27 protein-coding genes are annotated in these 22,958 nt (G+C 40.8%); 12 read left to right on the top strand and 15 right to left on the bottom strand.

The window, feature by feature from the left end; translation table 11 throughout:
* The first annotated feature begins 5 nt into the window (after nt 1–5).
* From ABS766_RS13410 to ABS766_RS13425, 4 genes are read left to right on the top strand one after another with little or no spacing between them, the layout of a single operon-like run.
* The gene (locus tag ABS766_RS13410) at nt 6–1,043 is read left to right on the top strand and encodes a vWA domain-containing protein (protein ID WP_408085701.1); all 1,038 of its coding nucleotides are present in this window, start codon (nt 6–8) and stop codon (nt 1,041–1,043) included.
* On the top strand, nt 1,040–1,879 hold the full coding sequence (locus ABS766_RS13415; protein WP_408085702.1) for a tetratricopeptide repeat protein: 840 nt from the start codon (nt 1,040–1,042) through the stop codon (nt 1,877–1,879). The genes ABS766_RS13410 and ABS766_RS13415 overlap by 4 nt, the downstream gene beginning before the upstream one ends.
* Nucleotides 1,880–1,937: 58 nt before the next feature.
* Nucleotides 1,938–3,716 (top strand): BatD family protein, encoded by a 1,779-nt coding sequence (locus ABS766_RS13420; protein WP_408085703.1) that lies wholly within the window; start codon nt 1,938–1,940, stop codon nt 3,714–3,716.
* Between the two features lie 2 nt (nt 3,717–3,718).
* Nucleotides 3,719–4,468: a tetratricopeptide repeat protein gene (locus tag ABS766_RS13425; RefSeq protein ID WP_408085704.1), complete on the top strand. Its 750-nt coding sequence runs from the start codon at nt 3,719–3,721 to the stop codon at nt 4,466–4,468.
* Here the strand turns inward: ABS766_RS13425 and ABS766_RS13430 are convergent.
* The gene (locus ABS766_RS13430) at nt 4,465–5,100 is read right to left on the bottom strand and encodes a CvpA family protein (RefSeq protein ID WP_408085705.1); all 636 of its coding nucleotides are present in this window, start codon (nt 5,098–5,100) and stop codon (nt 4,465–4,467) included. The two genes, ABS766_RS13425 and ABS766_RS13430, sit on opposite strands and share 4 nt — an antisense overlap.
* Nucleotides 5,101–5,198: 98 nt before the next feature.
* Here ABS766_RS13430 and ABS766_RS13435 point away from each other — a divergent pair, with 98 nt between their 5' ends.
* Both ABS766_RS13435 and pheS read left to right on the top strand, forming a co-directional pair.
* Nucleotides 5,199–5,555 (top strand): hypothetical protein, encoded by a 357-nt coding sequence (locus ABS766_RS13435; RefSeq protein ID WP_408085706.1) that lies wholly within the window; start codon nt 5,199–5,201, stop codon nt 5,553–5,555.
* Nucleotides 5,556–5,742: 187 nt separating this feature from the next.
* Nucleotides 5,743–6,762 (top strand): phenylalanine--tRNA ligase subunit alpha, encoded by a 1,020-nt coding sequence (gene pheS, locus ABS766_RS13440; RefSeq protein WP_408085707.1) that lies wholly within the window; start codon nt 5,743–5,745, stop codon nt 6,760–6,762.
* Between the two features lie 42 nt (nt 6,763–6,804).
* Here the strand turns inward: pheS and ABS766_RS13445 are convergent, their stop codons facing one another.
* On the bottom strand, nt 6,805–7,080 hold the full coding sequence (locus tag ABS766_RS13445) for a copper resistance protein NlpE N-terminal domain-containing protein (protein WP_408085746.1): 276 nt from the start codon (nt 7,078–7,080) through the stop codon (nt 6,805–6,807).
* Nucleotides 7,081–7,101: 21 nt separating this feature from the next.
* Nucleotides 7,102–7,275, bottom strand: a complete 174-nt coding sequence (locus ABS766_RS13450; RefSeq protein ID WP_408085708.1) for a hypothetical protein — start codon at nt 7,273–7,275, stop codon at nt 7,102–7,104.
* Between the two features lie 65 nt (nt 7,276–7,340).
* Between ABS766_RS13450 and ABS766_RS13455 the strand changes: the two genes are divergently transcribed.
* Nucleotides 7,341–7,748, top strand: a complete 408-nt coding sequence (locus ABS766_RS13455) for a hypothetical protein (RefSeq protein ID WP_408085709.1) — start codon at nt 7,341–7,343, stop codon at nt 7,746–7,748.
* Here ABS766_RS13455 and ABS766_RS13460 read toward each other — a convergent pair whose 3' ends face one another.
* The 9 genes from ABS766_RS13460 to ABS766_RS13500 form a co-directional block, all read right to left on the bottom strand.
* Nucleotides 7,749–8,747, bottom strand: a complete 999-nt coding sequence (locus ABS766_RS13460; protein WP_408085710.1) for a TerC/Alx family metal homeostasis membrane protein — start codon at nt 8,745–8,747, stop codon at nt 7,749–7,751. It abuts the gene before it with no gap.
* A gap of 5 nt (nt 8,748–8,752) precedes the next feature.
* A complete protein-coding gene (locus tag ABS766_RS13465; protein ID WP_408085711.1) occupies nt 8,753–9,748 on the bottom strand; it encodes an NAD(P)H-dependent glycerol-3-phosphate dehydrogenase in 996 nt (331 codons plus the stop codon).
* Nucleotides 9,749–9,996: 248 nt separating this feature from the next.
* A complete protein-coding gene (locus tag ABS766_RS13470) occupies nt 9,997–10,356 on the bottom strand; it encodes a hypothetical protein (RefSeq protein ID WP_408085712.1) in 360 nt (119 codons plus the stop codon).
* A gap of 52 nt (nt 10,357–10,408) precedes the next feature.
* Entirely contained in the window at nt 10,409–11,572 is a 1,164-nt protein-coding gene (locus ABS766_RS13475) for an iron-containing alcohol dehydrogenase (RefSeq protein ID WP_408085713.1), read from the bottom strand.
* A gap of 95 nt (nt 11,573–11,667) precedes the next feature.
* The gene (gene nadD / locus ABS766_RS13480) at nt 11,668–12,249 is read right to left on the bottom strand and encodes a nicotinate (nicotinamide) nucleotide adenylyltransferase (RefSeq protein ID WP_408085714.1); all 582 of its coding nucleotides are present in this window, start codon (nt 12,247–12,249) and stop codon (nt 11,668–11,670) included.
* Nucleotides 12,250–12,261: 12 nt separating this feature from the next.
* On the bottom strand, nt 12,262–12,819 hold the full coding sequence (locus ABS766_RS13485; RefSeq protein WP_408085715.1) for an acyltransferase: 558 nt from the start codon (nt 12,817–12,819) through the stop codon (nt 12,262–12,264).
* A gap of 11 nt (nt 12,820–12,830) precedes the next feature.
* On the bottom strand, nt 12,831–13,403 hold the full coding sequence (gene gmk, locus ABS766_RS13490; RefSeq protein WP_408085716.1) for a guanylate kinase: 573 nt from the start codon (nt 13,401–13,403) through the stop codon (nt 12,831–12,833).
* A 59-nt stretch (nt 13,404–13,462) separates the two neighbouring features.
* A complete protein-coding gene (locus ABS766_RS13495) occupies nt 13,463–14,320 on the bottom strand; it encodes a YicC/YloC family endoribonuclease (RefSeq protein WP_408085717.1) in 858 nt (285 codons plus the stop codon).
* Nucleotides 14,321–14,390: 70 nt separating this feature from the next.
* A complete protein-coding gene (locus ABS766_RS13500) occupies nt 14,391–14,750 on the bottom strand; it encodes an arsenate reductase family protein (protein ID WP_408085718.1) in 360 nt (119 codons plus the stop codon).
* A 47-nt stretch (nt 14,751–14,797) separates the two neighbouring features.
* Between ABS766_RS13500 and ABS766_RS13505 the strand changes: the two genes are divergently transcribed.
* Entirely contained in the window at nt 14,798–15,304 is a 507-nt protein-coding gene (locus ABS766_RS13505; RefSeq protein ID WP_408085719.1) for a DinB family protein, read from the top strand.
* Between the two features lies 1 nt (nt 15,305).
* On the opposite strand, the gene ABS766_RS13510 is transcribed toward ABS766_RS13505, so the two are convergent.
* Nucleotides 15,306–16,112 carry a DUF3298 and DUF4163 domain-containing protein gene (locus ABS766_RS13510; protein ID WP_408085720.1) on the bottom strand — a complete coding sequence of 269 codons (807 nt, stop codon included), beginning with the start codon at nt 16,110–16,112 and terminating at the stop codon, nt 15,306–15,308.
* A 100-nt stretch (nt 16,113–16,212) separates the two neighbouring features.
* Here ABS766_RS13510 and ABS766_RS13515 point away from each other — a divergent pair, with 100 nt between their 5' ends.
* The 4 genes from ABS766_RS13515 to recO all read left to right on the top strand — a co-directional run bounded on the left by ABS766_RS13515 (nt 16,213) and on the right by recO (nt 21,842).
* On the top strand, nt 16,213–17,355 hold the full coding sequence (locus tag ABS766_RS13515; protein WP_408085721.1) for a cystathionine gamma-synthase: 1,143 nt from the start codon (nt 16,213–16,215) through the stop codon (nt 17,353–17,355).
* 34 nt (nt 17,356–17,389) lie between these two features.
* Nucleotides 17,390–18,733 (top strand): NADP-specific glutamate dehydrogenase, encoded by a 1,344-nt coding sequence (gene gdhA, locus ABS766_RS13520; RefSeq protein WP_408085722.1) that lies wholly within the window; start codon nt 17,390–17,392, stop codon nt 18,731–18,733.
* A gap of 108 nt (nt 18,734–18,841) precedes the next feature.
* Nucleotides 18,842–21,121, top strand: a complete 2,280-nt coding sequence (porZ, locus tag ABS766_RS13525) for a type IX secretion system anionic LPS delivery protein PorZ (protein WP_408085723.1) — start codon at nt 18,842–18,844, stop codon at nt 21,119–21,121.
* A gap of 7 nt (nt 21,122–21,128) precedes the next feature.
* Entirely contained in the window at nt 21,129–21,842 is a 714-nt protein-coding gene (gene recO, locus ABS766_RS13530) for a DNA repair protein RecO (RefSeq protein ID WP_408085724.1), read from the top strand.
* Nucleotides 21,843–21,844: 2 nt separating this feature from the next.
* Here the strand turns inward: recO and ABS766_RS13535 are convergent, their stop codons facing one another.
* Together ABS766_RS13535 and ABS766_RS13540 are read right to left on the bottom strand one after the other, a co-directional pair.
* Nucleotides 21,845–22,390 carry a DUF6549 family protein gene (locus ABS766_RS13535; RefSeq protein WP_408085725.1) on the bottom strand — a complete coding sequence of 182 codons (546 nt, stop codon included), beginning with the start codon at nt 22,388–22,390 and terminating at the stop codon, nt 21,845–21,847.
* Between the two features lie 83 nt (nt 22,391–22,473).
* On the bottom strand, nt 22,474–22,953 hold the full coding sequence (locus ABS766_RS13540) for a CHAP domain-containing protein (RefSeq protein ID WP_408085726.1): 480 nt from the start codon (nt 22,951–22,953) through the stop codon (nt 22,474–22,476).
* Nucleotides 22,954–22,958: the final 5 nt, after the last annotated feature.

Below are 22,958 nucleotides of genomic sequence, written 5' to 3' on the forward strand. Positions count from 1 at the left end.
AAATTATGTACGAGTTAGACGAACCAAAATATTTATACCTGCTGGCTGTTATACCGGTTTTGCTACTGCTGTTTTTTTATAACCTTTGGTGGAAGAAAAAAAAGCAGCGCGAATTTGGCAATCCGCAATTGGTGCGCAGGCTCAGCCCGGCAAGTTCGGTATTTAAGCCGGTTTTAAAACTGGTAACCATACTTTTGGCGCTATCAGGCATTATTATTGCACTGGTAAACCCAAAAATCGGCACAAAAACCGAAACAGTAAAGCGCGAGGGGGTAGACATTGTTTTTGCCATAGACGTATCTAAAAGTATGCTTGCCGAAGATGTAGCCCCAAGCAGGCTCGAAAAAGCAAAGCAGATAGTATCGCAGATAATAAACAACCTCGGTACCGACAGGATTGGTATTATTGGCTATGCCGGAAGCGCTTATCCGGTACTGCCCATAACTACCGATTACAGTGTGGCAAAAATGTTTTTGCAGAATATGAATACCGATATGGTTTCCAGCCAGGGTACTGCCATAGGTGATGCCATAGAACTTGCCGAAACGTTTTATGACGATCCGCAAACCAGCAAACTGCTCATATTGGTAACCGATGGCGAAGACCACGGGCAGGGCAGTGAAGAGGCCGCTGCAGAAGCCCGTAAAAAAGGCATTAAAATAATTACCGTGGGTGTAGGTACCGAAAAAGGAGGGCCAATACCTTTAAAAGTAAATGGGCGTACCGAAAGCTATAAAAAAGATAATCAGGGCGAAACTGTAATTACAAAGCTATACCCTAACGACCTTAAAGTTATTGCAGAACGCACCAAAGGCGGATACGTTTATGGCGGCAGCACGCGCGATGTTACTGAGTATGTAAAAAACGCGCTGGATAATATTGAGAAAACCGAATTTGAGTCGAAAGAAATAGCGCTGTATGAGTCGCAATTCCAGTGGTTTCTTGGCGCAGCATTTTTGCTGCTGTTCCTTGAAATGTTTATGCTGGACCGAAAAACAGCGTGGATAAGAAAATTAAACCTGTTTAACGAAAAAGAATCATGAAAAAGATACTGACATTCAGCCTGCTGTTGTGTGCCGTACTGGCTTTTTCGCAGGAAACAGTAAAGAAAAAGAAAGACAAAAACCTGCCGCTGGGTAATAAAGAATTTGCTGCTACAGATTATGTTGCTGCAGAGGCTTCATACCGTATATCACAGTCTGATGATCCGGCCAATGCGGCATCGGCTTACAACCTTGGCAATGCCATTTACAGGCAAAAACAACCGGGGGAGGCAGTCTATGCCTATGCCAAAGCAATTGAAACAGCAACTACAAAAGCACAAAAGCACAAGGCATACCATAACTGGGGCAATGCCCTTATGGAGCAAAAAAATTATCAGGGTGCGGTTGAGGCGTATAAAAATGCATTAAGAAACGACCCTACAGACGATGAAACCCGTTATAACTACGCCCTGGCAAAAGAGATGCTGAAAAATAACCCACCCCCACCGCAGGACAAGGATAAAGATAAGGACAAAAACAAGGATAAGGATAAAGACGATAAAAGCCAGCAGCCCAAAGATAAAGGAGATAATAAAGACAAGGGAGACCAGGGCGATAACAAGGATAAAGGCGATAAGGGCGACCAGAAAGACAAAAACAAAGGCGACCAGAAGGATAAAGACCAAAGCAATAACGAAGGCGATAAAAAAGAAAAGGATAAGCAACAGGGCCAGAACCAGAATGGCGGTGAGCCGGAATCTTCAGGGGCTAACCCCGATAAGCAGCGTATGGAGAACATACTGGACGCTATGAATAATGAAGAAAAGAAAATTCAGGATAAGGTGAATGCCAAAAGGGTGAAGGGCAGGCCAATGAAACAGGAAAAAGACTGGTAAGCCGCAATGAAAATTTTGTTTTAAGAAACGGTTCAGGTTAAGGATTTTAAAAGATACAATGAGTAAATATTTAGTTATACTAATAGTATTTGTGCAGGGAATGTTTGCCCAGGAAGTGGAGTTTACCGCAAAGCCCAGCCGCACCAGTGTTGGTATAAATGAGCGGCTTAGGGTAGAGTTTTCCATGAATAAGGATGGTGATAACTTTAGTCCTCCCTCCTTTGATGGCTTTACGGCAAACGGCCCCAGCCAGATGATAAGCAATAGCTGGGTAAACGGCAAACGCAGTTTTAGCAAAACATACAGCTATTTACTTATACCTACCAAAAAAGGCACATTTACTATTGGGCAGGCCACTATAGAAATTGACGGGCAAACGTATAAAACCTCACCCTTTAAAGTTGTGGTGGGTGATGCCGTGCAACAGCCCAATCAACAAAGAAATCCGTATGCTTATGGCAATGCCGATAGCGGCGACCCTAATGAAGGCATACACCTGGTAGCCGAAATAAGCAATACGTCGCCTTATGTAAACCAGCCGCTTAATGTGGTTTATAAACTTTATGTAAGTCCTAATAAAAGTGTCAGCAATTTTTGGGAAGTAGAAAGCCCGCAGTATAACGACTTCTGGAGCCAGATAGAAATTGTAGATGGCAATAACATGAAGGTAGAGCAGGGCACTTATAAAGGCGAACCTTACCGTTATGTAGTATTGCGCCGCACTGTGCTGTACCCGCAAAAAAGCGGCAGGCTTGAAATTGAGCCGTTGGTGGTTAAACTTGTAACCGAGGTACCCACCGGGCAAAGAGACTTTTTTGGCAGGCCGCTTACACAACAGATGGAAACCCAGGCTACAACAGGTAAAAACTATGTTACCGTAAAAGCACTGCCCGATGCAGGGCGCCCTGTAGATTTTACCGGGGCGGTAGGTAAATTTGATTTTAAAGTTACGCCGAGCAAAACTACTATAGATAATGGCGAATCAATACAGCTAACCGTGAGCGTTTCGGGTAAAGGGAACCTTAAATTGTTTACCCTGCCCAAACCTGTTGTACCTTCGGCACTGGAAATGTATGACCCCGAGCATAAAGAAGATGTAAGTGTGCCTTTAAGCGGCATGCAGGGCAGCGTTACAGATACATATACTATTGTACCCACAAATAAAGGAAAGTATCCGGTTAAAGCCATGTCTTTTTCGTGGTTTGACCCCTCTACCGGTAAGTACCATACCGAAACAGCGGATGAAATAATGATAGATGTACTCAAAGTGCCCGAAAATGCCGCTGTGGCAGCCAACCCGCAACAGGGGCAAAAGCAGCAGGCAACATCGGCAGACCAGTTTAGGTACATCGCTACAAGTACTTCATTAAAAGCAATGGGCCGTAACGATTTTTTTGGCAGTACACTGTTTTACGCTTTACTGGCCGCTCCCTTTTTGCTGTTGCCTGTAGTGGTATTGGCGCGGCGTAAAAAAGAAGCCTATGACAGCGATGTTGAAGGTAACAAAATACGCCAGAATAATAAACTTGCGCGTAAATATCTTGGGCAGGCCAAAAAGCAACTGGGCAGTAAAGAGCCGTTTTATCTTGCGCTTGAAAAAGCCCTGCATAACTTTTTAAAGGCAAAATTAAGTATAGAAACATCAGAAATGAGCCGTGATAATATTCGCGAACTGCTGTTGTCACGCCAGGCAGATCCGGATACGGTTAATGATTTTTCGCGTATTATGGATAATTGCGAGTTTGCACGCTACGCACCGTCATCAGAAACAGCCATGCAAAAAGATTATAATGATGCCGTAGCCGTTATTACTAACCTGCAAAAGCAAATGAAATAAAAATGAAAAAGATAGCACTATATATCATGTTTTTGTTTGCTGTACAGCTTGTTGCTGCACAAAGTTTTGAAAAAGGCAATGCGTTGTACAAAGAGGGTAATTATGCCAGTGCTGCGGCCCAGTATGAAGGCATCCTGAAACAAAAAAAGGAGTCGGCAGAGATATATTTTAACCTTGGCAATGCTTATTATAAAATGGGTGAGGTTGCACCGGCAGTATATAACTACAAAAAAGCGCTGCTACTGCATCCCGGTTATAAAGAGGCACAGGTAAATCTGGGCTTTGCCCAGAAAATGGCAATAGACGATATTAAGGCAGTGCCCCGTGTGGGTTTCTCAAAAATGGTATACAACGCAGCCTCTAACTTTCATTACAATACCTGGGCGTGGATAGCGCTTGGTTTTGCCGGGTTGTTTTTCCTGTTCTTTTTAGGGTATTATTTTGGCGGCAGCACGCTTATAAAACGCATCTTTTTTGTGGGCATGTTTATAGGTATTGGCGGTAGTGTGGTTGGTGTGCTTTCTGCCATATATGTAAAATCTCATTTTGAGGCCGAACGCCCCGCGGTTGTGTTTGCCGAAGTGGTTTCGGTTAAGGAAGAGCCAAGGGATATGGCTAATGATGCATTTATATTGCACGAAGGCACGCAGGTAAATGTTGAGGAAACAGTAGGCGACTGGAAAAAAATTCAACTTGCCGATGAAAGTGTAGGCTGGATAAAATCAGGGGCAATAAAAGAAGTAAAAAATTAAGCGCGCTGAAATAAATCAGGGTCTGCTTCTTCGGCTTCTTTCTTGTTCCCATTATCCGGGTAAACTTCCTCGGCTTCCGTTTCAGATTCCTTTTCATCTTCATCTTTTTCGTCCTGAAAAAATAAATCCTGCCCTTCTTTAAATTCATTAAACCATACTTCAAGTACCGGAAAAATAATAGCCGAGATTTGCAGCACGGGATAAAATAGCACCGATTTTTGTAATGCTTCCCTGCTTGCTATAGTATGGTTTCGGTTTATTTTTACAAAAAAGTTAAGCAGTATGCTTACTATGAGCAGCATTTTTATAAAACCGAAAACACCCCCCATTATACGGTTAAGAAAACCGAGTCCGGTAGCATCGGCCATTTTGGTAAGTGTTTTTGCCAGTAACGAAATGCCAATAATTACCGCAACAAAAAGCAATACAAAAGATGTAATACTAATATAGCGTGGCTGCCACGAAACGTGTTCTGCCAGCATACCGGCCAGGTAGCCCGAAAATTTTACGGCTATAAAAAGGCCCAGCAAAAGCGACAGCAACGAGGCAAGCTCTACAAAAAAACCTTTCCAGATGCCGCGGCCCAGTCCGTACAGCAGTATGCCACCAAGTATAATATCGGTTACCTCCATGTTTAGCAAAAATAGCTTTTGTAAATATAACCCCAAAACACGGGGTAGCAAAACATTAAATTAAGCGTTGTATCTTTGCCAATTAATTCTATTATTACATGTCGCGCGATGAACAACTAAAACAACGCTGGGAACAGGTTGTCACTATACTGTCTAACCGTTTTGCCGATGGCGAAATGCTGGACCTTGATGCCATTATTTACTTAATTGGCGTGCAGGAACTGGGTAAATTTAACCGAAAGTTTAAAAAAGATGAAAAGGTAAACCTGATGCACATAGCCATCTGCCGTCTTTTAGAGCCTTATGGTTACTACGAATTTGATTATTTTGATGAAGAAGGCTGGCCGCATTATAACGTAAAGGAAGAACTGCCCCCGTTAAAAGCAGGAGAGCAGTCTGTGTTAATGAAAGGCGCCATTGTGGAGTATTTTATTGAAAAAGGACTTATTACATAAAACATAATACTGTTTTATTACAAGGGTTAAAGAGGCGGCCTTGCTAAATTGCAGTACGTGCCGTAAACAGATAATCCGTAAAAGGGATATGCCTAAATTGGATAAGTATTTTATAAATAATACCCATTAATATGGTGGTACAACCCATTAAAATTACCTAAATTTGCCAACTCTTACTAGTAGAACGATGATTGATAAGATTAAAGAATACACTGCTGAAGCCGAGGCTTTTTCTACCCAGAGTAAGGAAGAGCTTGAGGCATTCCGTATAAAATTTTTAGGTAAAAAAGGTGTTTTAAACGACTTTTTTGCCGAATTTAAAAATGTACCCAACGAGCAGAAAAAAGAGTTTGGGCAGGTAGTAAATATACTTAAAAATGCTGCCCAGGATAAAGTAGCCCAAATTCAGGAGGCGTTGGAAAGTAAAGAAGAGGCTAAAGGCGTGTATGGCGACCTTACCCGCCCCGGCGAGCCTTTTACCGTAGGCAGCCGCCACCCCATATCTATTGTTAAAAACCAGGTTATAGATATATTTTCTAACATTGGCTTTAATGTAAGCGAAGGCCCTGAAATAGAAGATGACTGGCATAACTTTACCGCGCTTAACCTGCCGGAATACCACCCGGCACGTGATATGCAGGATACGTTTTTTATCCAGACCAACCCTGATGTACTGCTGCGCACGCACACCTCATCGGTACAGGTGCGTTATATGGAAAACAATAAACCGCCCATCCGCACCATAAGCCCGGGCAGGGTGTTCCGTAATGAGGCTATTTCGGCACGGTCACACTGTATTTTTCACCAGGTTGAGGGCTTATATATAGATGAAGGCGTTTCGTTTGCCGATTTAAAGCAAACCCTGCTTTATTTTACCAAAGAAATGTTTGGCAAAAGCAAAATACGCCTGCGCCCGTCATACTTCCCGTTTACTGAGCCAAGCGCTGAGGTTGATATTTACTGGGGCCTTAAAACCGAAACCGATTACCGTATAACCAAAGGTACCGGCTGGCTGGAGATTATGGGCTGCGGTATGGTAGACCCCAACGTACTTAAAAATTGTGGTATAGACGATACCAAATATAATGGCTTTGCTTTTGGTATGGGTATAGAGCGTATGGCCATGCTGCTATATGGCATTAGCGATATACGCATGTTTTATGAAAATGATGTACGCTTTTTAGAACAGTTTAAAGCGAGTATATAATAAGTAAGGGCCGGTTTTTTACCGGCCCTTACTATTTTAACTTTAATTTTTCTTCAGTATATATCCTTCCGGGGGGCCATATTGCTCCGGGTTGCCAAATTTGTCCAGCTTTTTAAGGCTGTCATCATACACCCTGAATTTCAGGTGGTCGCCCTCGGCATCCAGTGTTATAACAGTATCTTTTATAAAAAACGTACCTTCAAATATTCTCGGTTTATCCTCACGGCCCTTATCCTGCACACTAAGCGAGTAAGTTTTGCCTTCGCCAAGTGTTATGCTCATATTAGTGCCCTTACAATTAATAGTTGGGCAGGGCAGGGTTCCGGAGTAAGTACCTCTTCAAGGCGCTTCGGCGCTTCGTAAAGTATCTATAGGAATAGTATCTGCGGGTGTATCCGGCAGGGTGCCCATTTCCTGTTGTTCTACAGAAGGTGCTGTAGTTTCTTTATCTTTGCAGCTTGTTGTGGCAAGGCCTAATACAAGGGCTATGCAGGTTATGGATATAAATTTCATACAATTCAGATTTTTTATTTACTTTAAAAGTACAATATATAATACAATATCTTTCTTAAAGAAATATGAAAAAGGACATTATAATACCCAAAGTAGAGCAGGTGTACATGGCTGCAATGCAGGAATGGAATGATGATTTTATGCAGAAAACCTGGTATGCCTATCTGGTTAACAACAGTAATAATACATTAGAGGGGGCTATAATAGTAAGTGATGCTTATGGCATACTTGATGGTGAAGAGCGTAAAACCTCTAAACTGCGCCACGGTTTTGTTGAAATTCCGCCTGATACTGCTGTAAAAATCGAACTGATTGAAGACAGCGTGCTGGCATTAAACAACCGCTTTATGGTAACGTTTTTTATAAATAATGTGCTGTATGATAAAACGTATGTTTTTAAAGCGCATTTTATTGATGAAGCCAACGTAACAGAGGTGCCTGTTATTTATAAAGATGGTATACTGGTAAAGTAATTACTGCACTTCAGGGTTCTTTTCGGGCCAGATGAACGATGCTATTACCGAAAGCGCCAATATACCTGCTACCACAGCCAAAGATACCGGAGAGGTTATTTCTATAAACGGCTCTACAAGCATTTTTGCCCCTATAAAAATCAGGATAAAAGCCAGGCCATAATGTAGTTTGCTAAACATATACATAAAATTGGCCAGTAAAAAATAAAGTGCCCGTAGCCCCAATATGGCAAAAATATTAGAGGTATATAATATAAAAGGGTCTTTGGGTGCAATGGCAAATATGGCAGGTATAGAATCTACGGCAAAAATAAGATCGGTAAACTCTATAACGGCAACCACTACCAATAATGGGGTAGCTACACGTATACCGTTTCGGATGGTAAAAAAACGGTCGCCGTCAAAATTTTCCGAAACCTTAAACAGCTTGTGTATTAGCCGCGCACCGGGGCTTTTGGTAAAATCTTTTTTCTCTTCGTCTTCCGGGTTCGATTTCCAGCTGTTAATGCCTGCAATAATAAGAAAGACACCAAAAATAGTAAGCACTGCATTAATACGCACATTTTCACCAAAAATTTCCATTGGAGGTAAAAAGGTGTGCTGGATAAGTTCTACACCGGCAAAAATAAAGATAGCCCTAAAAAGCAGCGCCCCTATAATGCCCCAAAACAGTACTTTATGGTGCAACTCTTTAGAAACATTAAAAAAGCGGAACACCAATATAAATACAAACAGGTTATCTACAGATAGTGCTTTTTCTATCCAGTAGGCACCCTGAAATTTTGTAAAGGCATCAAGCCCCATGGTAAAATAAATAACCCCGCTAAACAGCATTGAAAGCGATATCCAGACTATGGACCATGTAAGCGCCTCTTTATTGCTTATGGCATGGCTTTGCTTATTAAACACACCCAAATCCAGCAATAACATAACCAATACAGTTACCCCGAATATGCCAAGTACTACAGGGTGGTTAATAAGGTCGTTATGGTCCTCCATATAATTTAGTCCAGTTTATCGGTTAGTTTTTTAAACACCTGTTTGGCATCTTTACCCTCATACAAAATGCTGTATACAGCATCTATTATAGGGGTTTTTGCATTATACTCTTTATTTAGCTGCCAGGCGCTTTTGGTGGCATAATAGCCTTCGGCCACCATGCTCATTTCCATCATGGCGCTTTTTACTGTATACCCTTTTCCTATCATGTTGCCAAACATACGGTTGCGCGAAAATATAGAATAACCCGTTACCAGCAGGTCGCCAAGGTATGCAGAGTTATTAATATTGCGTTTCATTTTATGAACCTTACGTATAAATTTTTTCATCTCCCGTATGGCATTGCTCATCAGTAGCGCCAAAAAGTTATCGCCATATCCCAGCCCGTGGGCTATACCTGCGGCTATAGCATAAATATTTTTTAGCATGGCAGCATATTCTGTACCTACAATATCGTCAGATGTTTTTGCCTTTATGTAATAGCTGTCCAGGTTTTTGGCCATTAAACTGGCTTTTTTCTGGTCGCGGCAGGCAATGGTAAGGTAAGAAAGGCGCTCCAGCGCCACCTCTTCTGCATGGCATGGCCCCGTTATTACACCAATATCATCATAGGGTACATTATACATTTCATGAAAATGCTCCCCAACAATAAGGCTGGTTTCCGGTACAATGCCCTTTATGGCCGAAAACACAGTTTTACCCTCCAGGCTTACGGTGAGTTTAGAAAGCTCATCACTCAAAAAGGCGCTGGGTATAGCAAAAATTACATAATCGGCATAGCTAACAGCCTCATTAATATCATTGGTAAGCAGTAGCTTACGGGTATCAAACTCTACAGAACTTAGGTAATTTGGGTTGTGTTTTTGCAGTTTAATATGCTCTATGGCATAGGTATTACGCATATACCAGGCAATTTCGTCTACATTAACGCACAGCATTTTGGCAATGGCAGTTGCCCAGCTTCCGCCGCCTATTACGGCAAATTTTGGAGATTCATCCATTATAAAAGTTTATTCATTGGTGCCAAAATTACTTAAAATTAGGCAAAAACATGTTATAGCTAAATTAAGGTACTACCCACCCCATAAACATTAACATTTTATTATGAGATATTATGCAATTATATATGCCCTCCCGGCGTTATTTAATCATGATTTTGTTAACGATAGATTACAACAAGGTTAGTTAAATTTTTTGTTTTTGGTGTTTTAAAGGCATTCTGCTACTAATAAAAGCGGAATGCCTTTTTTTATGCGGCAGCCCTTGCTACAGCATTCTTTTCCCAATCTTTTCTTTTATCACTCAGCCGCAGGGCGGCATCAATAAAAATTATCATTTCTATTCGAAGGTAAAACCTGCCGGTAAGCGCTCCTTTTAGTAAAAGCAGCAGGCAAAGCCCAATCATAACACAAAAGCAGATAATACCTAAATAGGCGGCCTTCTTCTTTTCCAGCCACAGCTGTATAAATGTAATGGTGATAAAGATAAAAAGCAGCAGCGATAAAAACATGTTGTACGGATAGCCTAAAAGCGGTTCAATACGCAGTAAATCATAATAAAAAACGTATCCGTTAAACATACCATAAAGGCCTTTCGCTATTAACAGCATATTTATAATAAGGTACACCCATAGCATGGCCCATATCCACCAGGGTAAAATTTTAATAACTCAGTGTTACAATATCCTTCACTTTTTCGGGTGTTATGGCCTGCCGTTCTCCCAGCCCTTTCCAGCCACGCTCTTCAAAACGGGTTTTAATAAAATCAGCTGTTTTTTCATACTCAGCCGTGTAGTTAGAAAGTTTGGTGTCCATTCCCATTTTATGAAAAAAGGCTACGGTTTTTTCTATGGCTTCAAGGGCGGCTTTGTCTGTATCCTGTTCGTCAACGTTCCAAACCCTATGGGCATACTGTGCCAGTTTTTCTTTTTTAGAATCAAACATTACCCGGTACAGGTTTGGGCCTATAATAGCCAGGGTGCGGGCATGGTCTATTTCATATAGTGCGGTAAGTTCGTGCCCTATCATGTGTGTAGCCCAATCAGTAGGCACCCCTTTTTGTATCAGTCCGTTTAATGCCATAGTGCAGCACCACATAAAGTTAGCTGCCAGTTTATAATCAGCCGGGTTTTCAACAACTTCAGGCCCAATTTCAATAAGGGTTTGTAGTATGCCTTCTGCAAAGCGGTCCTGTAGCAAAGCATCATGCGGATAGGTAAGGTACTGTTCCATTACGTGGGTATAGGCATCTATCACACCATTTTGGAGTTGCCTTTTAGGTAATGATGCCACAGTTTCCGGGTCGCAGATAGAAAACTCAGGAAAAAGCCCCGGGCCGCCCATAGTAAGTTTTTCCTGCGTGGCCTCAATGGTTACTACTGCGCCGGAATTCATTTCGCTGCCGGTTGCGGGTAATGTCAGCACGGTACCAAACGGCATCGACTTATCTTTTTCGGTACGTATCCTTTTTTGAAGGATGTCAGCCGGGTTGCCTTCAAAGTTTACGGCAGCGGCAATAAATTTTACACCGTCTATAACACTGCCACCACCAACGGCTAAAATAAAATCAATGTTTTTCTCCCGTATTACCTCAACAGCTTTCATCAGGGTTTCAAAACGGGGGTTGGGCTCAATACCACCAAACTCGGTAATGTCATAACCGTTTAGGGCTTTGGTTACCTGGGTGTGCACGCCATTCTTAAAAATACTGCCTCCGCCATAGGCCAGCAATATTTTTTTATTTTTATCTATAAGGGTAGGTAGTTTGGCTATTTGCCCTTTACCAAATACAAGATTTGTGGGATTGTAAAATTCAAAATTCAGCATAATAAAAGTTTTTACCCAAAGATAAGGCTTATGGCTTTAATGCAGAAACAGGAAGGCCTTAAAGAGTAATGATAAGGTGGCTGTTTTGAAATTAATTACTTTGTATAAAAAAGGTTGTGTTCGGCATATTCCCAAACTTTTTGAGGCAGCAACGGGCGTACATTTTTACCGTTTTTAATGCTTTTTCGTATAAAAGTAGAGGATATTTCTATCACCGGGGCATCGGTAACATGAATGCGCGGGTGGCTGTCAAATTCTGTGGGTAGCGTGCCACTTTTTATGCGGGGATATACATACAGGTCATGGTTTTGCAGTATCACCTCATAATTTTTCCATTTATGAAGGCTGTTCAGGTTGTCTTCGCCCATTATCAGCGAAAACTCATAATCTGGAAATTTCTCCTGCAAATGCGCCAGCGTATGTACGGTATAATTGGGTTGTGGCAGGCGGAACTCTATATCAGTAGGGCGAAGGTGTTCATAATCTTCGGTAGCCAAGTGTACCATTTGCAGCCGGTGATAATCGTCCAGTAAAGAGCTTTTTTTCTTTAAAGGATTGTGTGGCGTTACCACAAGCCACACCTGGTCCATATCTGTATATTCGGCCATATGGTTGGCAATAATAAGGTGCCCTATGTGTATGGGGTTAAAGGTGCCGAAATAGAGGCCGATTTTCATGGTTCCTACACTTTATTTTAAGTATGCCGTGCCATATTTAGCAGCAGCCTGCTTAAGTATTTCTTTGTTTTGCAATGATGCATTATTAGCTTCAGAAAATTCTTCTCCAAAGGTGTTGCCATTATGCATCTGTTCTCTTTCGCGTGCAATATAGTCTTGGGTATGCATAATAAATTTAGCAGGATTTCCTGCATATACACATCCGTCTTCAATGTTTTTGGTAACTACAGATCCTGCCCCAATTATTACCTCATTGCCTATAGTAACACCGGGCATTATTATACTGCCTGCCCCAATAAAAACCTTGCTGCCTATAGTAGTATTTTTAATTTTGGTATATTCTAAAAACCACCAGGTACTGGCATCATGCGCAAGAATATGTACATTAGGGGCCAGGCTCACATCGTCGCCAATAACTATGTGGTAGGAGTGCGATTCATCAATTATACATCCCTGCTGAATATGAAAATTTTTACCCACTCTAAGCCCCTTGTTTTTTAAACGCTCAATATAATCACTGTTATCCATACCGAGCAAAAATTTTATATAGCGTTTAAGTTTTTGTTTCATCCTGTTAAAGGTTAAACTTCTATAAAATCCTTTACCAATTTATATGCTTCCGCTAGCGCTATATCAAGATCGTGGTTTTTAATAATGGTATCAAACTGCGGGGCTGTTGCCAGTTCTACAGAAGCTTTGGCAATGCGCATGTTTATTTTATCATCACTCTCAGTACTGCGTTTTTTAAGGCGTATTTTTAGTTCGTCTATGCTTGGGGGTTTTACAAAAACAGCCAGTGTTTCTTCAGGAAATTTCTTTTTAATACGCAGGCCACCGGCCACATCAATATCAAAAATCACATTTTTTCCTTTAGCCCAAATACGCTCTACCTCACTTTTAAGGGTACCATAAAAATTATCACGGTATACCTCTTCCCACTCAATAAAGTCGCCGGCCTTTATATGCTGCTTAAATTCTTCTAAAGATATAAAATGATAATGTTCACCATGCACTTCTCCCTGCCGGGGTTCGCGGGTGGCGGCAGATATAGAAAATTCGAGGTTTAATTCAGGTTGCGCCAGCAGGTGCCTTACAATAGTAGTTTTACCTGAGCCTGACGGCGCCGAGAATACCAGTAATTTCCCTTTTTTCATCTAATGTATAATTTACAGTTCCCATTTGCTGACAACCAACAACCGGCAACCAATAGCTATTAAAGCACGTTAAGTACCTGTTCTTTTATTTTTTCAAGTTCGTCTTTCATCTGCACCACCAGCTTTTGCATTTGTGCATGGTTGCTTTTAGAGCCCATAGTATTTATTTCGCGGCCCATTTCCTGGGTAATAAAACCAAGCTTACGCCCGTTGGCCTCGTTACCGGCAAGGGTTTCCATAAAATAGTTCAGGTGGTTTTCAAGGCGCACTTTTTCTTCGGTAATATCCATTTTTTCCAGGTAGTAAATAAGTTCCTGTTCAAAACGGTTTTCATCAACATTAAGCTTAAGCTCATCAATAGCGCTTTGTAGCCGCGCTTTTACAGTATCAATACGCTCCTGGTCGTATGATACGGTTTCGTTCATTAATGAAAGTATGTTGCCAATACGGGTGCTGAATTCTTTTTCAAGCGCTGCGCCTTCTGCCACACGGAAATTCTGAATGTTATCCAGCGCCTCGTTTATAATATGCTCAATAGGTTCCCATTCTTCCTCATCCATTTCCTCCCGTTCGGTTTTCATCGCATCGGGCATGCGCACAGCCATCTTTAGGAGTTCGGTTTCATCGCCGTTTACTACTTTCTTTAGCTGTTCTATATAGGCTTTTACAACCGGTACATTAACTTTACTGGTAGTCTCTTCGCCGGTTACTTCTATATAAATAGAAAAATCTACCTTGCCGCGCTCCAGCCTTTGGGCTACTTTATTGCGCAGTGCCAGCTCTTTTTCCCTGTAAACCTGTGGCATACGTACGTTAAGGTCTAAACCTTTACTGTTTAAAGACTTAATTTCTACCGTAATTTTTTTATTGGGTAATTGCTGCGAAGCTTTCCCAAAACCGGTCATTGATTGTATCATGTAAAAAATTTAAAGCAACAAAGGTAATAAAAATACACATGAGCCCACAGTGGCTAATTTAGGCAGGTTTTTAACCGTTATTGGCCATAAAATCTTTGGCAGCCGTGGTTGTTTTTGGGTCGTTGCCAATAAAAACATGGTCGCCGGCCACCACAACCGGGCGCTTTAAAAAAGTATAATGGTCCAGTATCAGGTTGCGGTAATCCTGTTCGGTAAGGGATTTATCTTTCAGGCCGCGTTCTTTATATTGTGTAGACTTACGGCTGAAAAGTGCCTCATAACTCCCTGCCCTTTTGTGCAGCTCGTCAAGGTCAGCTTCCTGTATCGGTTCTTTTTTTACATCCTGAAGTTCATAATGTTCAATATTGGGTAATTCAGACAGTATACGCCTGCAGGTACTGCAGGTTTTCATGTGGTATATTTTTTTCATTTTTATGGATTTCCGGTAAAGATACAGCATTTTTAAAATGTCATATTTTGAAAAGAAATACTATTTTTACAATAAACTATCTACCCATGCACCCATCCATACAAACTGCTTTCCGCGCCACACGCAATAGCCGCCGCCTGCTGGCTGAGTACCTTGATAACTACACGCTGGAACAGTTAAACACAATACCCCCCGGCTTTAATAATAACATGATATGGAATATTGCCCATGTTATGGTTAGCCAGCAGCGTTTAGTGTATATGCTTTCTGGCCTCCCCATGATGATTGCCGATGATATGGCAAACCGTTACATGAAAGGCACTAAGCCGGAATTTGATGTTACTGCAGAAGAAGTTGAAGAAATACGGGTGTTGCTGTTTACCACATTAGATAAAACAGAAGAAGATTACAAAAACGGGGTTTTTAAAAATTACAGGGAATACACAACCGGATTTGGTTTTACGCTCTTTAATGCAGAAGAAGCCATACAGTTTAATAACTACCACGAAGGCACACACCTGGGCGTATTGCTAAGCCTTAAAAAGTTTGTGTAATTTATTGTTTTATGCTTATGTAAGGCTTTGCCTGGCTGTAGGGTATTAAAAGCTCTTTGCTGCCATCGGCAAAGCTGCCTACCTCAACAGGGTTGTAATATAAAAGCAGCCCGTCTTCCCTGAAAAAGATATTTAACGGCAGGGCAAAGGTATCGCCTTCAAAAAAAAGCCCGGTTGAGTTAATATTTTTAGTGGGTGCAATGTTGTATTTTTTCCGGAACATTTTTTCGGCAAGGCTTTTAAAACCAGCCTTATCTTTAAAAATGTCATCATAGGTAAGCGAGTGTCCCGTTTTTGGGCTAAACAAAAGCGACCTCAGCCCTTCATAGCCGTGCGCACCCCCGGTAAACATATAATTCTTCAATTCTACATTAATTATACTGTCGGTGCGGTACTCAACGCTTGCATTAATTTTAGCTTCCCAGGGCAGGTCTTCATCCGGAAATTCCCTGCGCAATTCCTCATACGATTTGATGAATGAGTCCATAAGCTCTTTATAGCTTTTAGCATCGGTAGGCTTTTCGCCAAAATATACTATGCTGCGTGTTACATTAAATATTTTTTTGTTTATGCTGTCAGATACCTCGCCCATACCTGTAGCTTCAGGTACACTTATGCTAACATTGGTACATTGCTCACCTTTACAGGGCATGGTTGTTTTCTGGTTGTATTCTTTACTGTCAAAAGAGAGCATGGCAGGTTCATTGGCTTCACTTTCTGCAGGCAGGTTTTCTTCTTTATCTTTTTTACAGCTATATGCAGTTAACGTTGTGGCAGCCAGTAGCAGTATGTAAAAATACTTCTTCATAATAAATGTTATTGTTTTGCAAAAGGTAGTTAAGTTGTTATGCAGGAAACCAAATTACAGTAAATTTGTACTAAATCCTACAGGAAATATAACTTCTTATATGAAATTTAACACAAAAACCATACACGGCGGGCAACAGCATGACCCCGCAACAGGGGCGGTAATGCCGCCGGTTTATCAAACCAGTACATTTGCACAAAGCAGCCCCGGCGTACATAAAGGATACGAATATAGCCGGGCAGCAAACCCAACACGCACAGCGCTTGAAAATGCGCTGGCAAGTATAGAAAACGGTACAAAAGGCCTGGCTTTTTCGAGCGGCCTTGCCGCTACCGATGCGGTGATGAAACTATTAAAGCCCGGCGATGAGGTTGTGGCGATGGACGACCTTTACGGGGGTACCTACCGGATGTTTACCAAGGTATATACCGAGTACGGTATTAAGTTCCACTTTGTGGATATGAACAATGAGGATAAGTTTCGCGCTGCGTTGAATGAAAACACAAAGCTGGTTTGGGTGGAAACGCCTACCAACCCGTTAATGAAACTGGCCGATATTGAAGCTATTGCAAAAATAACAAAGGAAAAGAAAATACTTTTTGCGGTAGATAACACTTTTGCAACGCCTTACCTGCAAAAACCTCTGGATTTAGGTGCCGATATTGTAATGCACAGCGCAACCAAATACCTCGGCGGGCATAGCGATGTTATTGCAGGGGCATTGGTGGTTAAAGATGATAATCTTTTTGAAAAATTGCATTTTGCACAGTTTGCTACCGGGGGCACCCTTGGGCCAAATGATTCATACCTGGTGCTGCGGGGCATTAAAACTCTGCACCTACGGATGGAACGCCATTGCTTTAACGGGCAAAAAGTGGCAGAATACCTTGAAAAGCACCCAAAAGTAAAGCAGGTATATTATCCGGGGCTTAAAAGCCATCCGTTTTTTGATATTGCAAAAAAACAAATGGAAGGAGGCTTTGGCGGCATGGTATCGTTCAGCTTTAAAAGCGGGGCAAAGGCCGATGCGGTTTCGTTTCTTGAAAAAGTTAAGGTGTTTACACTGGCCGAGTCGCTTGGCGGGGTAGAATCGCTTGCTAACCACCCGGCTACCATGACCCATGCCAGCATACCCGAAGCCAAAAGGCTGGAAAGCGGCATAACCGACGATTTGGTGCGCCTTAGTGTAGGCGTTGAAGATATAGACGACCTTATTGCCGATATTGAGCAGGCTTTGGGTTAAATAAATTTTGACAACAAAAATTACTTAAAAAATAATGGAAAATAACGTGCAATCCTTTATGGATTACGTAAAACAGCGCAACCCTAACGAGCCCGAATTTCTTCAGGCGGTTGAAGAGGTTGCCCAAACACTGCTACCGTTTATAGAGGACAATCCTAAATATAAAAATAAAATGTTGCTGGAGCGTATGGTAGAGCCGGAACGCACTATCAGTTTCCGTGTGGTGTGGCAAAATGATAAAGGCGAAACACAGGTAAACCGTGGCTACCGCATCCAGATGAATTCTGCCCTCGGGCCTTATAAGGGTGGGTTGCGTTTTCATCCGTCAGTAAATCTCAGCGTACTGAAATTCCTTGCCTTTGAGCAGACGTTTAAAAACAGCCTTACTACCCTGCCACTGGGCAGCGGCAAAGGGGGAAGCGACTTTGACCCTAAAGGGAAAAGCGACAGCGAAATTATGCGCTTCTGCCAGAGTTTTATGACGGAGCTTTCACGCCATATTGGTCAGTTTACTGATGTGCCCGCCGGTGATATTGGTGTTGGAGGCAGGGAAATAGGATATCTTTTTGGCCAGTATAAGCGTATCAGGGATGAGTTTAGCGGAGTGCTTACCGGCAAAGGGATCAGTTATGGTGGTTCACTTATCAGAACCGAAGCTACCGGTTATGGCTGCGTATATTTTACAGAATGCATGCTGGAGAGTAAAAACGAAAAGATTGAAGGTAAAACAGTAGTAATATCAGGTTCGGGTAACGTGGCGCAATATGCTGCTGAGAAAGCTATAGAACTCGGCGCAAAAGTGGTTACTATGAGCGACAGCTCCGGCTACATTTATGATAAGGCAGGTATTGATACAGATAAGCTGCAGTTTATCATGAAGCTTAAAAACGAAAAACGCGGCCGTATTAAAGAATATCTGGATAAATATCCTGAGGCTGAATATTTTGAAGGTGAAAGGCCCTGGAGTATAAAATGTGATGTGGCCCTACCTTGTGCTACCCAAAACGAATTAAATGCCGAAGAGGCAAAACAGTTGCTGGCTAATGGATGTATATGTGTAACCGAAGGAGCCAACATGCCTTGTACCGCAGATGCTGTAGAAGTGTTTCATGATGCTAATATACTTTATGCACCGGGTAAGGCAAGTAACGCCGGTGGTGTGGCTACTTCCGGACTCGAAATGTCTCAAAATTCAATACGTCTGGGCTGGAGCAGGGAAGAGGTAGACAGCAGGCTAAAGGAAATTATGAATAACATACACAGCGAATGTGTAAAATTTGGTAAAGAGGCAAAAAATTTTACCAATTATGTAAAGGGCGCCAACATAGCCGGGTTTGTAAAACTTGCAGATGCCATGCTGGCCCAGGGATTGGTATAATTATTTTGGCAGGGGCAAATTGTATCGCCCGGCAACGGTTATATCTTTGCAGTATATACTGAAAAGTTTAAATTTTCGTTTTAGCTATATTTGTGCAAATAAATACCGATGAAGAAAAGATTCCTTTTATTACTGATGTTTGTTTTTTTAAACTGCCTCTCGCAGGAAAACCGTCAGTGGGGTAGTTATTTTTCATATTATCAGATTATTGGCATGGCGCAGTCTGATAATGTAGTATATGCAGCGTCAGAGAGCGCTATATTTTCACAAAATACTCTAACAGGAGAACTTAAAACAATAACATCAGTAGATGGGCTTAAGGCCGAAACTATTACGGCAATTTACCATAGCAATGATTATAACCGTACGCTTGTAGGTAATAGTAATGGCTTGGTATTGGTTATAAACAGAGATGGCAGTATTGTTTCTAAAATAGATATTGTTGAAGAAACAACGGTGCCCTCTTACCGAAAAAAAATTAATACAATAAGCGAATATAATGGGCTTGCTTATATTGCCTGCGATTTTGGAATTTCAGTATTAAACCTTGCTACGCTTGAGTTTGTTGATACCTATTATATTGGTTCGGGCGGGGCTGAAGTACCGATTAAGCAGGTAGCTGTCTATAACGGTTATATATATGCCGTTACTGATGGATATGGTATAAGGAAAGCAACGCTGGATAACCCTAACCTAAACGATTTTTCTCAATGGCAGGAAATTTTAGGCGGGGGATGGACCGGTATCACAACTTTCGGGACAGAGCTTTATGCCATTGCCACTACAGGCAATTGGTACCATTTGTCTGGAGACAATCCCTTTCCGTTCGCATTTGTGCCCGAAGTTTCAACAGACATAAGGGATTCTAATGGTTACCTTGTAGGGACCTATCCTTCAAAAGTCCTGGTTTATAATCAGGATTTAAATCTTGCGTTACAAATAAATACCATTCCGGGCAATAACTCAGCCGTGTTTACTTATGCTTCGGTTGTAAATGGTACTCTATATATAGGCACTCGGGATGATGGTGTATATTCCGTGTCTTTAACAAATTTATCTTTATTTACTAATATTACCCCGTCAGGCCCTCTGCGCAATAAAGTATTTTCATTAAAAAAAACGCCTAATAGCCTTTGGGCTGTTTTTGGGTCTTACAATTTTAATTTTACGGCAGATTATTCACGATACGGTATAAGTAAATTAACAGATGAAGGATGGGTAAATATTCCGTATCAGGATTTAGTAGCCCCGATAGATAAGCCAGTGGAATCTATTATTAGTATTGCGGTAAATCCTAATAATGAAAATGAAGTATACTTTAACTCATGGCATTCCGGATTGTTAAAAGTTGTAGATGATATAGCTGTTATATTATATGATGATGCAAACAGCCCTCTAAGGTCACAACAAAGTGTTCCAAACTTCAGGGCAATAAGAGTAAACAGCACATTTGATACTGGTGGAAAGCTCTGGGTAATTAATAGTGGCACAGACAATCCACTTAAAGTAAAAAACAATGAGAATTGGACTTCTTATAGTTTTCAGGACCAGACAGATTCACCACACGAAGATGATTATGGAAAATTAGTTATTGATAAAAATGGTACAAAATGGATACCTTCTGAACTTAATGGGATAATTGCTTTTAATGAAGGCCTTAATAACAAGTTGTTACTTATTAATGAAGAAAATGATAACCTGCCCTCTGTAAACACGCGTTGCGTAGCTATAGATAATAATAACAGGCTTTGGATAGGTACAACAAACGGACTAAGAGTGCTTTCAAATATAGAACAGTTTTTAACTGAAGATGAACTTTCTGTAAACTCTATAATAATTGAAGAAGATGGCTTGGCACAGGAGTTAATGTATGAGCAGGTTATAACAGATATTGTAGTAGACGGATCTAATAACAAATGGATAGCCACCGGTGGTGCCGGTGCTTTTTTAGTGTCGCCAGACGGGCAAAAGACATTATTTCATTTTACTAAACAAAATTCACCATTACCCAGCAACGTAATAAATGATATTGAGATTAACCAGGTTAACGGAGAGGTTTTTTTTGCAACGGATAAAGGCCTTATTTCTTATAAAGGAACCAGTACAGCACCTGAAGGAGATTTACAAAATGTTTATGTTTATCCAAATCCTGTGCGCCCGGGTTTTGAAGGGGAGGTAAAAATAAGCGGCCTTATGGATGATGTAAATGTTAAAATTACGGATATTGAAGGTAATCTTGTTTTTGAAACCACCTCTGAAGGGGGTACCGTATTATGGGACACACGTGCATTTGGTAAATATAAAGTGGCATCAGGTGTATATATGATTTTTATATCATCAGATGACGGACTTGAGACGAAGGTAAAAAAAGTAATGATTGTAAGATAGTAATCAGGTGCATGTAAAAACAAAAGCCATAGTAATAAGTGCTACACGCTATCGGGAAAAAAGCTTAATAGTAAAATGTTTTACAGAGTTATACGGCTTAAAGTCATTTTATGTAAGGGATGCTTTTTCGGGTAAAAAAAACGGCCAGAAAAACAGTTATTTCCAGCCGCTGACATTACTTACAATAGTTGCTACAAATAAAAACAAAGATTCTCTTGAATATTTTAAAGAAATAAAAATATTCCATCCCTATTTATCTATTGATAAGAACATAGTTAAAACCACTATTGTCCTTTTTCTTTCTGAGGTTTTTAATTACTGTATACAGGAGGAAGAAAAAAATGAGAGACTGTATAATTTTATAGAAACCTCTTTAATATGGCTGGACAGCCATGATGATGCGGCAGATTTTCATTTGATCCTGCTTTTGGAAATCACAAAATATTTAGGCTTTTACCCATCAATACCTGTACGTGAATCTGCTTTTTTTGAAATGTCAGCTGGGATATTTACGGATATTGAAACACCAACATGCCTTTCTGCTTCACAAACTTTATTATTAAGAAAACTCATATTTTTAAAGTTTAATGAGAGTAAAAACAGTTTTCACCAAAAAGAAAGGCATATAATTTTAAAAATACTTTTAGATTATTATTCTATTCATTTAGATGGGTTTAGAAAACCTAAATCTATTGAAGTATTGAAAGAAGTATTTATGTGATACTATTTGCTTAGAATACCTAAAGCAAGTCCGGCTGCAGTCCACACATACCATTTTTTATACCATGGCACAGGTATAACAATTTCGGCTGCTTTTATGTCTGTAACGTTTATATATGGGTTAGAGTTGGTTATATCAGTGGTTATAGTTTCTTTACCTAAAAACCATTTGCGCTTTGTTCCGGTAATTACAGTTGTTTGGTTCGGTATGGTAAGGCTATCAATTTTAAATCCGCTTTGCGAAGAAATATAATTAAAGCCGTACCACTCTTTTTTAACAGTGCTAAGGCGGGTGAAATCACATGGTATACTGTCTGTATAAATAATAGCAATGGTATCATATTTTGTAATGGTTTTGTATTTAACAAGACTACTTACTTTAGCAAATTCTTTACTGAGTTCATTTAGTTCCACATCTTTGCTCAGAATTAAATCCTGTAATTGCTCCTTATCCAGTTGAAGCGTGCTTATACTGGCCGTTTGTGTACCAAGCTTGTTTGTGTAGTGCTTAACGGTATCATTAAGCGCGGTCAAGTTAATATCTGCCAATTTTTTGTTATAACAGCATTTGTTAATACTGAGCAGTAACAAAACAGCTAAAACCAATATTATAGCGTATGGAATTATAGTTTTCATAAATCCAAAACTTTAGGTGTTACAAACAACGCTACTTTTGCATTACGCACCCGGCGCATTACCTGGCCACCATTACTATCATTACCTACAGCAGTATTACCTTCAATTGTGTTAAACGTTCCGGCAGTTTTATCTTTCCAGCTGTGGAATATACCTACATGGTCATAACGCTTATCGCTATTCCAGTCAAAAAACACAATGTCACCCGGTTGCGGATCAGTAGTTTTTACGCCGAGCTTATCTAAGTGCGCTACCGCGTACTGGCACCCTGCAAAGCCTTTTAAATATCCTACTTTCCCTAAAGGATAACCAGCATGGTGATACACCCAGCTCACAAAGATGCCACACCATGCCACACCGTCAAGGCCAAACCAGTTGCCAAACGTAGTTTTGTTACTATTCTTAGGGGTTTCGGTTATGCCAAGTTGGTTAACGGCTACATCTAAAACCCGTTGTCTTTTTTCAGCTGTTGCCATACTAT

Source organism: Flavobacterium rhizosphaerae (assembly GCF_046000445.1).
Taxonomy (GTDB): domain Bacteria; phylum Bacteroidota; class Bacteroidia; order Flavobacteriales; family Flavobacteriaceae; genus Flavobacterium; species Flavobacterium rhizosphaerae.